This is a genomic window from Peribacillus sp. GL_122, assembly GCF_057835005.1.
In genome coordinates, this window is the sequence record NZ_CM174415.1 from 2,721,693 (window position 1) to 2,735,252 (window position 13,560).

Consider the following 13,560-nt stretch of genomic DNA (forward strand, 5'->3'; position numbering starts at 1 on the left):
GTAAAAGAGAGTGAGTAATGCTTACATCGAAGAAATTTTTGACTAATAATAGAGGATGCATTTTTTTAATTTGCCAATATTTTAAAATTTAATAATTTTCAAATATTAATTCTGAAGATGGGCTTTAACAGAAAGAAAGCTGTCAGCCTACTTGATTATTTTACGAGTAAAAGACCAGTTCATCAAGATTTGTCTTTTTTAAGACCTAATAAGACAGCATAGTATATGAATTATATTCTCCGAGCTCTTTCTCAGTGGCGTTTACTAAGAAAAATCGAGTAATCAGAAAATATGTTGGTTCCTAGTAGTCATTATTGACTCCTAGTTTTATAGGTTGGCATGAAGCTTGCATATATTAACGAGTACGTAATACAAGTGGGAGGCAAAGTACATGTCGAATAATGAAAAACAACATCTTAATTTACCTTTTACCGGAATCTGTACTTTCGGGAAATATCCCGTATGTCCGGATCTAGATCAGCTAGATGCAGATGTAGCTGTCATTGGAGTTCCAAATGATATGGGAACACAATGGAAGTCAGGCGCAAGAATGGGTCCAAGAGGAATTCGTGAAGGCTCTACATTATATAGTTTCGGGTTAGATGGAGCCTATGATATTGAAAATGATATCACGTATCTTGGCCCGAAATGGAAAGTTGTTGATTGCGGCGATGTAGACATGGTACATGGGGATATGATGCAATCCCATGATAATACGGAAGAAGCCATTCGAAAAATCGTTTCAAAAGGTGCAATGCCGGTTGTTTTAGGTGGAGATCATTCCATTACAATTCCAGTAGGAAAGGGCTTGGGTGAACTCGGGCCATTTCATGTGATCCAGATTGATGCGCATTTAGACTGGGCAGATCACCGTTCAGGAATGCGGGTTGGACATGGAAGCTGCATCCGCCGCTTATCTGAAATGAATCATGTTCAAAAGATTTTTCAATTGGGCATTCGTGGAATCAGCAGCAGTAAAAAAGAAGATGTCGATGCTGCCAGAGAATACGGAAGTGTCATCTTGTCTCCCCGCCAAATGAGAAAGATGGGATTTGAACAAGTTCTGGAACTTATTCCAGCAGGTGAAAAATATTATATTACCATGGACATTGATGGCCTCGACCCATCAATCGCCCCTGCGACAGGCACACCTTCTCCTGGAGGCCTGCTTTATGATGAAGTCAACGAATTACTCCATGGAATTGCAAAAAGAGGAGAAGTAATCGGTTTTGATATGGTAGAAGTAGCTACACCTTACGATCATACGGGAATAACTGGACAAGTGGCAGCGCGCCTCTCATTAGACTTGCTTAGTTATGTTTTAAAAGAAAAAGAGAAAAACCAGGATGCAATCAGCGATCATCAAGAGCAGAACTTCATAAAGAAGCATTAGTCTGTTAAATTTGAAAGCGTTTGCTGATATAAAGTAATTTTCCTCCGTTTTATCTTTTTTAGTTTCCTGAATATGTAAAAATATAGAGGCAATATCATAAAAACACTTATGTAAATAATTGTTTATTCAGAATAACTATAGTTGTTCAAAAATAAAGGATGAAGATTGTGAGAGAGTGCAATGTAGACAGTGACCGAATGAGCAATTTCCATAAAAAATCTTGGAACAAATCTCTCAGGCAAAAGAACCACAATGGGACGCAACTCTGGAGAGCGCGTTTATAAAACGCCACAAAAGGGAAGACTCTTTTTATCTGAGAGTTAAACTCTCAGATAAAAGGACAGAGAAGGGAATGTTACCATTACTCTTTTCTGTCCTTTTTTTACGTGCAAAAACAGGGGACAAGATTTAGACTGGAGCAGCTATCTAAAAAGAGGAGGGAATAGGAATGAGTTTGCAGAAAATAATCAAACATCTCAAATGGGACACCATTACTATTTATACCTATTCCTATATAATACCCACATCTCAATCTATATTATGATTGAATCAATTCCATAAAAGTAGTGCCCTCGTTAGAGTGATAGAATTTTAGTCATTCATTTCAAAAACGAATAACAGCCTTATTTTTGTGCATTTTTTGATTGGGGCGATCTACTGCTAATTTCGGAGCTTATAAAATAAAACAGCATCTTAAGTTCGAAATGTACTTTAGCTTTTTCGCCTGTTCGATAACTGAAATTATTAGTTGAAAGAACTCTTATTTAGCATCGACGGGTTCAACGGCCGTTCTCGTCTTGTAAAGCTGACCATGTAAACCGGGAGGGGCCAAACCAATCGCAGGGTTGGGAGTTATGTACGGTTTCCATTATCTTGTAAGTGACGGATCACAGCTGGGATATGTAAAGTTGTGGGAGCTTCAGTAGGTTTACTTGGCTTAATCATGTTCAGAATTTCCCATCTCTGCGAGTAGTAAATTAAAGAAGTCTTGGAGCCAAATAAAAAACGAGGAATTCAACTCATAATCCTTCGAAGTCGTACTAGAAGACATGTACATGTATAAGGTTAAATGTACAAACGAAACTTCAATTTCAAGCAGTGCTTGATCAGGTTTTCCCTAAGTATCGTGTTTTTTGGAACTTATATTCAGTTGTCTCTTTACTAACCTTTTTAGAAATTACTGCATATGTGAAGATAAGGAAAATGGCAATAGAGCATGAACTCCAACTTTTACGGTAAAAACCCCCTTTTTCACAGATTGAAAATATTGTTGAGATTTCACTCTGAGAAAACCAAATTAAATTGTCATTTTTCCTACGATGTCCTCGCCTCAATAACTTATTCCAGCTGTACAATAACCAGTAATCGCTGGACGGTATTCCGAACAAGAACATGTTCTAACCGTTGTTGCTATTTTGTTTTGGTCTTTGTTTACCGTTTTTACAGGGATGGCTTGGTCCCTAATGTCCATGATTATCAACCGCTTTATGTTCGGTCTATGAAAAGGTGGGTATCCTGTAGCAATTTCCAAGGCGATTGCGGATGTTTTTCCTAAGGAAGAGCGGCCTAGTGCGCAGACTACAATGATGTCATCCAATTCACTTGGAGGCGTAATAGCACCGCTAATTGCCACACCATTACTTGTGTGGATCGGTTGGCAAAATCAATTTATTGTCATTAGTGGCAGCCTTGTTATGGTATTACTTGAAGCCGGAAAATAGGCAGGCGGACAGTTCCGGAAAAAGAGACATTAGAGAAAATATCTTTTAAAGATTTAGTGAAGATTCCAATTGTATGGCAGTTTTCTATAATGTGGTTTGGGATGAGTCCGCTTATTTTGGGACTTACTTCATGGATGCCTCCTTATCTAGTAGGAGAAAGAGGCCTTGACCTCCTGTTCATGGGTATGCTACCTCCATTCCAGGACTTACTGGCGCGATCGGCACTATAATAGGCGGTAAACTCGTCAGTCCTACTTGAGTGGAAAGGAAAAATATCTCGCTATTCTATGTTCTATCTTGGTCATTTTGTTTCTGTATTTAATATTCAACGCACCATCCGTTACCCTTGTCATTACGTTTAAGTCTTTGTGAACGATTTCGCATAAAGTATTTTCAAAGAATAATATTGGATTGGCAATCGGGGTAATTAACCTTGGTGGGATGATCGGTGGATTCCTTGCACCGATGGTAATGGGCTATTTAATTGAAACATTCAACGGATCCTTTATATCAGCTTTCATTTATTTAATCATTTGCGCTGTTTTGACCATCATTGCTACAGTGGGCTTAATTTGAAAAAGGTCTTTCCGTCGTCAAAGATCCAATGGCAATTAGCAGCGGAGAATACTCGTGATTTCAAGGACAACTTGCACTTGAATCCATCTATATAATATGAACTGGTACTGGTGCACCACATATTATATAGGTTACTGTTATAAATGACTTGAACTCCAACTTAGAAGACACGCGCTTCTTAATAAAAAGAAGATCTTGTTCCTCTTTAACCAACTTTCCTTACCTGCATGCCTTCAGGCAGGGTAAGCATGTTTCTCATCTATTTTTATTACGCTAGGCTTAGACACGTACGAAAAGTCCAAGGCTTTCTTGAATAGGCGCTTGGCTTCTTGTTTATCCTTGATTTACATATATAAAAGTCAATTGTATTTCCAACGAAGAAAAGAGATTCTCAAATGAGTGATAGTATATTTTAAAAAAACGAGACAAAACGAGACAACAATCTCATTTTGTCTCGTTTTGTTTCGACTGAAAATAGATAAAATCCTAATTTACCGACCTCCCATCTTGGCACGGCATTTGCAATATCAATATAAAGATTGACTCATTATTAATGATTGGGGGCTGAAAAATGGAAACGGTTCAATCGAATGAAATAAAGTTATCACAGGACAAGGCTTATTGGATGTACAAAAAAATGCTGGAGATCAGGAAATTCGAAGACCAAGTTCATGAATCTTTTGCAAAAGGGATTTTACCAGGTTTTGTCCATTTGTATGCTGGGGAAGAAGCGGTAGCTGTAGGAGTATGTGCTCACCTTTCTGAAAAGGACAGCATTACAAGCACTCACAGGGGGCATGGCCACTGTATCGCAAAAGAATGTGACCTTAACGGGATGATGGCTGAAATCTATGGGAAAGTGACAGGGCTTTGCAAGGGAAAAGGCGGTTCAATGCATATTGCCGATTTGGATAAGGGGATGTTAGGTGCAAACGGGATAGTTGGTGGAGGCTTTCCGCTCGCATGCGGTGCAGCATTAACTGCGAAATATAAAAAGACCGATCATGTTAGTGTTTGTTTTTTTGGTGATGGTGCCAATAATCATGGGACATTCCATGAAGGTATAAATCTGGCGGCAATTTGGAAGCTACCCGTAATATTCATCGCAGAAAATAATGGGTATGGGGAGGCCACGCCATTCAATTATGCTTCAAGCTGTAAAACGATAGCCGATCGGGCGATTAGCTACAATATCCCGGGTGTCCGAGTCGATGGGAAAGATGTATTGGATGTGTATAAGGCTGCCGAAGAAGCCGTTCAGAGGGCTCGCAGGGGAGAAGGTCCATCATTGATCGAATGCGTTACTTATCGTAATTATGGACACTTCGAGGGAGATGCACAGAAATATAAAAAAGAACAAGACAAAAAGGAGCATAAACAAGAGAAAGATGCGATTTCCCTGTTTAGGAATTACTTACTCAAACAGAATCTGCTGGCGGAAAAAGAACTGATTTCTCTTGAGATTGCCGTTGAGGAATCTATTAAACAAGCAGTCAAGTTCAGTGAAGATAGCCCATATCCAGAGGCTTCCGATTTATTAAAAGATGTTTATGTATCCTATTAAGTTATAAAAGGAGGAATTGAAATGAGTAGAAAAATCAGTATGTCACAGGCAATAAATGAAGCAATGGCCATGGCAATGAGAAAAGATGAAAATGTCATCCTTATGGGAGAAGATGTAGCCGGAGGCGCAGAGGTTGATCATTTGCAGGATGACGAAGCATGGGGTGGTGTTTTAGGTGTCACAAAAGGATTGGTTCAAGAGTTTGGCCGCGATAGAATCCTTGATACTCCCATTGCGGAAGCCGGTTATATGGGTGCGGCCATGGCAGCCGCTTCGACAGGCTTACGACCGATTGCTGAGCTAATGTTCAACGATTTCATTGGCAGCTGTTTGGATGAAGTATTGAATCAAGGTGCGAAGTTCCGCTATATGTTTGGAGGAAAAGCACAGGTTCCCGTGACAATCCGTACGATGCATGGTGCAGGGTTCAGGGCTGCAGCACAGCATTCACAAAGCCTTTATGCCTTGTTCACTAGCATTCCTGGATTGAAGGTAGTTGTTCCCTCATCCCCCTATGACGCAAAAGGGCTCTTACTTTCAGCAATAGAAGATAATGATCCTGTCATCTTTTTTGAAGATAAAACGCTATACAACATGGTCGGAGAGGTTCCGGAAGGCTACTATACAATCCCAATCGGCAAAGCTGAAATTAAAAGGAAAGGCTCGGATTTGACGGTCGTTGCCATCGGTAAACAAGTTCACACCGCGATGGAGGCTGCTGAAACACTTACTGCTAAAGGCATTGAAGTTGAGATTGTCGACCCTCGGAGCTTGTCACCACTGGATGAAGAATCGATTCTCAATTCTGTGGCAAAAACAAATCGTTTGATCGTGATTGATGAAGCGAACCCAAGATGCAGCGTCGCAACGGATATTGCCGCACTGGTGGCGGATAAGGGATTTGACACGCTCGATGCGCCAATTAAGAGGATTACGGCACCACATACACCTGTACCTTTTTCTCCACCGCTAGAAGATATTTACCTTCCAACATCAGAAAAAGTGATACAAGTCGTTTCAGAATTATTGGGGGAGCCTTCCATTCTTAGGGTGTAAATAAATCAATATGATGCATGCTCCAGCTTTTTCGAATAGAACTGCAAAAGTTGGAGCAACAAAACCAAAGTTGGACACAGAAACCAATCTGAAGGGAGAAAAAAGTTATGGCGGTCGAAGTAGTAATGCCGAAACTAGGCATGGCAATGAAAGAAGGCACCGTTTCTTTGTGGAGTAAGGCTGTTGGGGATCCAGTCGAAAAAGGTGAGGCAATAGCCAGCATCAATTCAGAGAAAATCGAAATGGATATTGAATCTCCGGCGGAAGGTACGATTCTGAATATAGCTGTCCAAGAAGGACAAGGAGTACCTCCAGGAACCGTTATCTGTCATATCGGAAATCCGAATGAAGAAATAGTGATAGATGATCATATTGCTGAACAAACTCAGTCGAGAATTGCTGAACAAGAAAAGCCGAAAATAAAAGAGTCACCCATTTTGTCAATGGGAGATCGTTTGATGATCACCCCGGTTGCACGAAAAATGGCACAGGCAGCGAATCTTGACATTGAGAAGATTCAAGGCACCGGGCCAGGAGGAAGAATCACTAAAGAAGATGTACAGAAAGTAATCGAAAAAAGGGATTCCATGTCGGTAAATACAACAGAAGAAAGAATAGTTCCTCCCCAACCTACTTTAGAGAGTCGGCAACAGATCCCTGTTACCGGAATGAGGAAAATCATTGCAAAACGTATGAAAGAGAGCTTGCAAAGCAGTGCCCAATTAACTCTAACGATGAAAGTTGACGTCACCGATTTAGTCATTTTACAAAAAAAGGCTACTGAAACGCTACAAAAACAGGAATCAACTAAATTGACTATAACGGACTTTGTTGCCAAGGCTGTCGTGCTTTCACTTAATGAGCATCCTAAAATGAATAGTGCTTATATTGAAGATAACATCATTTTGAATGAGCATATCCATCTTGGATTAGCGGTGGCCTTGGAGAAGGGGCTCGTTGTTCCTGTCATAAGAAATGCCGAAAATTGTACCCTAAGGCAGTTATCGAATAAAGGTAAGGAATTGGCCCGGTGTGCACGTAACGGTCAATTGCCTATTGAAGACATGCAAGGGTCCACTTTTACCATCAGTAACCTTGGGGCATATGGCGTTGAGCATTTTACACCGATTCTCAATACACCGGAAACGGGGATACTGGGAATTGGCTCTGCTTATGATACCCCGCTTTATATTGGCGAAGAATTGGAGAGGAGAACGATCTTGCCACTCAGTTTAACTTTTGATCACCGTGTACTCGACGGGGCACCCGCTGCTGCCTTTTTACAAACACTAAAACGGTATTTAGAAGAGCCGATCACCGTGATTTTATAAAAAAGGAGGGAAAGCTCTTGAATCGTATAGCTATTATAGGCGGCGGTCCTGCTGGGTATGTAGCGGCAATCACTGCTGCCCAGCAGGATAAGGAAGTCATATTGGTAGTCGATGGGCCATTGGGGGGCACCTGTTTAAACGAAGGCTGCATGCCAACGAAGTCATTATTGAAAAGTGCCGATACGTATGACTTGGTGAAAAATGCCGGGCATATGGGAATTCGTCTGCCCTCCAATTCGATTGAAGTCGATTGGGAAACCGTACAGGAACGAAAGAGAGATGTCATATCTAAACTAGTGAACGGCATTCGATATTTAATGAATAAGAATAAAATAAAAGTCATTCAGGGAAGAGCGTCTATCCTGACGAGCCATCGACTTCGGATCGAGAACGGAAATAAAAATGAAGAGATTGAAGCAAGTAAGATCATCATTTCAACGGGGTCCGAACCGATTCCTTTATCTTTTGCGCCGTTTGATGGTGAATGGATCATCCACAGTGGCCATGCCATGTCACTTCCTGCCATTCCCGATTCGCTGCTAATTGTCGGAGGCGGCGTCATCGGATGTGAATTTGCCAGTATTTATAGCAGGATGGGCACCAAGGTTACCGTTATCGAAATGGGGCCAAAGCTGCTTCCGGGGGAAGATGATGATATTACGAGCATCCTGCATGGAGAATTGAAAACCCAAGGTGTAACGGTCCATACATCCACATCTGTCAAAAGCATCAATGCAGCCAGTAAGACGGTATTTTTAGAGAAAAGCGATGGCGAATTTGAAGAACTTCATGCAGATTACGTACTCGTATCAATAGGGAGAAAACCAAGAGTGAACGAAATGGGCTTAGAGGGAAATGATATTGATTTTTCCCGACTTGGCATCTCGGTGGATGATCGAATGCAAACAAGCAATCCATCTATATATGCTTGTGGTGATGTGATAGGGGGCATACAACTTGCCCATGTCGCTTTTCATGAAGGGCGAGTTGCGGCTCTAAATGCCTGTGGTCAATTTGCACAAGTTAATTACCGGGCAATCCCTCGCTGCATTTATACCTCCCCGGAGATTGCAAGTGTAGGCTTGACTGAAAAAGAAGCGCGTAAAAAATATGGGGAAATTAAAGTTGGTGAATTCGCTTTTTCGGCAAATGGGAAAGCAATCCTTTCCAATAAACCGGTAGGAAAGGTCAAAGTCCTAGTGAACCCACAATATAATGAAATTCTAGGTTTTACCATTGTTGGTCAACATGCGACAGAATTGATTGGTCAAGGTACGGTCATGCTGCATGCAGAAATAACGGCAGATATGATGGGAGATTTTGTAGCGGCACATCCAACCTTGTCGGAATCCATACATGAAGCTTTTTTGAACGTTGTAGGTCAAGCTGTGCATTCATAAAAAATTATAAATAAGCTTTTTTTGACAGAAGGGAGATTTTTGTATGGCTAGCGGTCAAAGGACGGCGGTAGTCACTGGTGCCGGACGTGGTATCGGACGTGCCATTGCATTAAGATTAGCTCAAGATGGATTGAATGTGGTCATTAACGATGTCAATATGGATACGGCTGAATCGGTCGTGAATGAGATCAGGGAAATTGGACGTGAAAGCTTTGCCGTTAAAGCGGATGTAAGCAATAGACGGGAAGTATTCGATATGGTGAATCAAGTTGTGGAACGTTTTGGACAACTTGACGTTATGGTTTCAAATGCAGGAATTGCTCAAATAAAGCCTCTATTGGAGGTAACTCAAGAGGATCTGGAACAGATTTTCAATATAAATGTAAATGGTGTCCTCTTTTGCCTGCAAGCCGCTGCTGAACAAATGAAAAAGCAAGAAGGCGGAAAAATTATAAGTGCTGCCAGCATCGCCAGTTACAAAGGCTTTAGTTTATTAGGTACATACTCGGCCACAAAATTTGCCGTAAGAGGCATTACACAAGCGGCAGCACAGGAATTGGCCCAGTTTGGCATTACGGTGAATGCATACTGTCCAGGAATTGTCGGGACGCAAATGTGGGATTTAATCGATGAAAAAATGGGCCAATATATGAATCTTGCTAAAGGTGAAACATTTAAAAAGTTTACAGATTCCATAACCTTAGGACGCTCTGAAACCCCAGAGGATGTTGCGAAATTCGTATCTTACCTTGCTTCACCGGATTCGGATTATATGACAGGGCAATCCATCATGATTGATGGTGGGGTTATATTTTCATAAAACTAACGAATTATATTGTTAGAAGGAGAAGCATCGTGTGAATGATCACATGATGCTTTTTGTGTAAACTAAATCTATATATTGTAAGCGAATACATAATCTACTATAATTAAATGGACCTCGATTAACATCTTATTTTATACTCCATGGTATTTTTCCTCTAGATTGACTGTTCAAATGAAGGTTTAAACCAAATGATTAGAGGAGGATTATATGCTATCCACTAGTTGTTATCTACGCACATGGGAACGCTTTGTCAGTGAAGGGGTTCTCGATTCAAATCGTCTGAACAAGCGAATAATGGAATCCTGGCATCGCTGCAAAAAAGAACAAGTCAACCCATACCTTAACAAAGGCAAACACATTTTGACGAATGAATTATTGGACATTCAAAGAGAAAAAAACTCCTTCCTATTAGAAGTGGCATCACCCCAATTAACTAGGATGAATCAATCGATAAAAGAATCTGGAATGATGGCTCTATTGGTCGATCCGGATGGATATGTCCTTTCACTTTCCGGAAACGAGAAAATCCTCGAGGAGGCAGGTAAAATAAATTTTGTGGAGGGCGTATGCTGGACGGAGGGTGAGGTCGGAACGAACGCAATTGGAACAGCTTTGAAAACGGGTGAATCCGTAATGATCCAAGGTACCGAGCACTATTCAATTGCCTCCCACAAATGGAGTTGCTCTGCCATGCCCATTTTAAATGAAGACGGTAAGATATTGGGAGTTTTGGATATATCTTGTCCAGTAGATTATTTCCATCCCTCCATGCTGGGTATGGTAGCCAATTTGGCGTATACGATCGAACAGGAAATGGGAGTGCGTTCCTATAAAAAGGAGCTGGCACTGACCCAGCACTCGATAGAACTTGCAGAGACCTATCCGGATTTGCCTTTTATCGTCTGTAATCATAAAGAAATGATAATCTCCGCCAGTAAACAGATTCGCAAAAAAATTCCTCAATCCATTGGTATGGCATTGGCTGATCTATTAAATCATGGATATCGAATCGTAAAGGAAAATCCGCTTCTATCCAAAGAGGATAATAGGATTTCAGGTAAGTGTTTATTCTTATCAGAGAATCATGGTCATGAAACCAATAGGCTTTTCCCTGCTTCAATGCCTGCAGAAAGGTTTGCCTTCAAAGGGGAAAGCGGGATTAGCGAATCCTTTCATAACACATTACACAAAGTGAAGCTTGTTGCACCGACAGAAGCCAATGTGTATATATCTGGTGAAACAGGGGTCGGGAAAGAGCTTATTGCCATGGCCATTCATGAAAATGGCTTCCGTAAAAAAGGACCGTTCGTCACGATAAATTGCGGAGCCATACCTAAAGATTTAATGGAGAGTGAATTATTCGGGTATGTTGATGGTGCTTTTACAGGGGCTAAACGGCAAGGGTACAAAGGGAAGTTCGAGCAGGCAAATGGAGGGACCATTTTTCTCGATGAAATCGGTGAAATCCCTTCAGCGATGCAAGTTGCCTTACTGCGTGTACTTCAAGAAAGAAAAATCGTTCCAATCGGTGGCACAAAAAGCATTTCATTGGATATTCGCATTATCACTGCAACACACCGTAATCTTGAAGAGCTTGTCAATGAAGGGTCCTTTCGGAAGGATTTATACTATCGGTTGAACGTTTACCCCATTCATGTACCTCCATTGAGGGAAAGAATTGAAGACATTCCTTATCTAGTCAACTACTTGTGTTCGAAGAATAATTGGAATATTCCATTAACCGAAGATTTATTGATACATTTAAATGATTACAATTGGCCAGGCAATATTAGAGAACTGCAGAATGTACTTCAGCGATTGACCATCTTACTTGCAGAAGGACCTCTGGATTATGCTAAAGTGTTGAATTCCATGCATTCACAGCCGGTTACCCGACATGATGATTTCCCTTCATGGGATGAACATGGTAAAAAAGGCATCAAGGGAAATGAACTGACGATCCGTGAAAAAATTCAACGGGATTTAATGATAGAGGCATTACAAAAATCAAGAGGAAATGTAACGGCTGCAGCAAAGTTGATGGATATACCCAGAAGTACATTTTACAAGCGGCTTCATAAGTATGGGATATAGACATGGCGTGTGTACATTATGTAAGAAGAGTAGATTGATAGAAATCCATGGAAAATGAGAGGGGTATGGCAAATGAAAACAAGAATTACAGAATTATTGGGGATTGAATATCCGATTATTTGCGGCGGGATGTTTCAAGTTGGCCGAGCCCCGCTTGCAGCCGCCGTTTCAGAAGCGGGGGGACTAGGCATCATAACTTCGAAAACACAGGTGACACCAGAAGGTCTACGTGATGAAATACGCAAAGTGAAAACTATGACCAAGAAGCCCTTTGCTGTCAACCTGAACCTGTTTCCAAGTCAAACGGCAACTCCGAATGATGAGTTCATCGATATTTTAATTGACGAAGATGTAAAAATTGTTGAAACGAGTGGCCGAAGCCCAGAAAGTTTAATGCCCAAACTTAAAGAGCAAGGCTTTACCGTGATACATAAGGTAGCGAACATCAAAAACGCAATGTCGGCTGAGAAATTAGGAGTCGATGCCATTATAATTGTAGGGAATGAAACAGGCGGACATCCAGGCATGGGGGATGTAGGAACGCTTGTCATGCTCCCTAGAGCCGTTGACTCCGTTACTATACCAGTAATAGCAGGCGGAGGATTTTCGGATGGCAGAGGCCTGATTAGTGCCTTGTCACTCGGTGCTGAAGGTATCGTCATGGGGACTCGCTTTATGGCAACGCAAGAAGCACCGATCCATGATAACGTGAAGCAGTGGATGGTATCTGCCAATGAAATGGATACGGTTGTCATCCAACGGAATATAGGCAGTCCGTCACGTGTAGCATTAAATGCAGTCAGTAAAGAAGTGGACAAACTTGAAAATGAAGGTGCCACTATAGAGGAATTGATTCCACTGATTACGGGACAACGAAGCAAGAAAGTATACTTTGAAGGAAATTTAGACGGAGGAATCTGGTCATGCGGGCAATCCGTAGGACTGATAAAAGAAATATTGACCGTCAATGAACTAATAAAACAAATCGTCCAAGAAGCAAAAACCTCGTTCGAATTCATCCAAAGCCGTATCGAATCCATTCGAACATGAATAATGTATCAGGAACATGAGATCAAGTACTATTTCGTGTTCCTTTTTTGTCTATTAGACATAAGGTTGAAGGAAAAACTCGTTTAATCGAAACTCTAACGCGAAATGCCCCTTCAAATAAGAAAAAAAGGTACATAACTCATCAATAACTTGCTAACCAACTTTCCTCAACTTCTTAATAAAGACTTTTGTAAAAGAACCAAAGAAATAGGTAATCAACATTTCGTGATTAGAGTTTACATAACATTATTATTCCGTTTTATAAAAATATGTTGTCATCTCGCATTAACTTATAATCTGCCTTGATTTCTGAAACCTTGTAATTCATTTATATGTAAAAATCGACTTTTTAGATTTACATATAAATGAATTACACCCATTATACCAAAGAACTGATTGCTGAAGGTAGGAAGTGTTTTTTAACAAAATCAATTTGAAGGTTTACTTTATAGCCTTTGGCAGCTTCCTTGCAATTATGAAAGCAGTTCCTTAAAATCGTAACCTTTACTTAAAAATAAGTTTAAAAACAGAGCGGATTTTTCATCATTT

The 13,560-nt window shown here is 40.8% G+C and carries 10 protein-coding genes, 2 pseudogenes and 1 riboswitch; of the genes and pseudogenes, 11 read left to right on the forward strand and 1 reads right to left on the reverse strand.

From position 1 onward, the window contains the following. The first annotated feature begins 391 nt into the window (after positions 1-391). From speB to AC3ISB_RS13120, 4 genes and pseudogenes are all read left to right on the forward strand, one after another. Positions 392-1,393 (forward strand): agmatinase, encoded by a 1,002-nt coding sequence (speB, locus tag AC3ISB_RS13105; RefSeq protein ID WP_141994874.1) that lies wholly within the window; start codon positions 392-394, stop codon positions 1,391-1,393. A gap of 158 nt (positions 1,394-1,551) precedes the next feature. Beyond that, a riboswitch (glycine riboswitch) is annotated at positions 1,552-1,653 on the forward strand. A gap of 719 nt (positions 1,654-2,372) precedes the next feature. Next, positions 2,373-2,569 (forward strand): annotated as a pseudogene (locus AC3ISB_RS13110) (IS110 family transposase); the annotation flags it as partial. Positions 2,570-2,928: 359 nt separating this feature from the next. Continuing rightward, positions 2,929-3,114, forward strand: a complete 186-nt coding sequence (locus tag AC3ISB_RS13115) for an MFS transporter (RefSeq protein WP_489276919.1) — start codon at positions 2,929-2,931, stop codon at positions 3,112-3,114. 411 nt (positions 3,115-3,525) lie between these two features. Then, on the forward strand, positions 3,526-3,690 hold the full coding sequence (locus AC3ISB_RS13120; RefSeq protein WP_489276704.1) for a hypothetical protein: 165 nt from the start codon (positions 3,526-3,528) through the stop codon (positions 3,688-3,690). Positions 3,691-3,777: 87 nt separating this feature from the next. On the opposite strand, the pseudogene AC3ISB_RS13125 reads toward AC3ISB_RS13120, so the two are convergent. Beyond that, positions 3,778-4,063: pseudogene (locus AC3ISB_RS13125) on the reverse strand (transposase domain-containing protein); the annotation flags it as partial. Between the two features lie 198 nt (positions 4,064-4,261). Between AC3ISB_RS13125 and AC3ISB_RS13130 the strand changes: the two are divergent. The 7 genes from AC3ISB_RS13130 (at position 4,262) to AC3ISB_RS13160 (ending at position 13,011) form a co-directional block, all read left to right on the forward strand. Further along, positions 4,262-5,254 carry a thiamine pyrophosphate-dependent dehydrogenase E1 component subunit alpha gene (locus AC3ISB_RS13130; RefSeq protein WP_489276706.1) on the forward strand — a complete coding sequence of 331 codons (993 nt, stop codon included), beginning with the start codon at positions 4,262-4,264 and terminating at the stop codon, positions 5,252-5,254. A 21-nt stretch (positions 5,255-5,275) separates the two neighbouring features. Then, positions 5,276-6,310: an alpha-ketoacid dehydrogenase subunit beta gene (locus AC3ISB_RS13135; RefSeq protein WP_489276708.1), complete on the forward strand. Its 1,035-nt coding sequence runs from the start codon at positions 5,276-5,278 to the stop codon at positions 6,308-6,310. A gap of 107 nt (positions 6,311-6,417) precedes the next feature. Next, positions 6,418-7,641 carry a dihydrolipoamide acetyltransferase family protein gene (locus AC3ISB_RS13140; protein WP_489276710.1) on the forward strand — a complete coding sequence of 408 codons (1,224 nt, stop codon included), beginning with the start codon at positions 6,418-6,420 and terminating at the stop codon, positions 7,639-7,641. 17 nt (positions 7,642-7,658) lie between these two features. Beyond that, on the forward strand, positions 7,659-9,041 hold the full coding sequence (gene lpdA / locus AC3ISB_RS13145) for a dihydrolipoyl dehydrogenase (RefSeq protein WP_489276712.1): 1,383 nt from the start codon (positions 7,659-7,661) through the stop codon (positions 9,039-9,041). 43 nt (positions 9,042-9,084) lie between these two features. Beyond that, positions 9,085-9,861 (forward strand): acetoin reductase, encoded by a 777-nt coding sequence (locus AC3ISB_RS13150; protein ID WP_098372337.1) that lies wholly within the window; start codon positions 9,085-9,087, stop codon positions 9,859-9,861. Between the two features lie 213 nt (positions 9,862-10,074). Then, entirely contained in the window at positions 10,075-11,961 is a 1,887-nt protein-coding gene (locus AC3ISB_RS13155; protein WP_489276714.1) for a sigma-54-dependent Fis family transcriptional regulator, read from the forward strand. A gap of 72 nt (positions 11,962-12,033) precedes the next feature. Continuing rightward, positions 12,034-13,011: an NAD(P)H-dependent flavin oxidoreductase gene (locus AC3ISB_RS13160; RefSeq protein WP_489276716.1), complete on the forward strand. Its 978-nt coding sequence runs from the start codon at positions 12,034-12,036 to the stop codon at positions 13,009-13,011. The last annotated feature ends 549 nt before the right edge of the window (positions 13,012-13,560 follow it).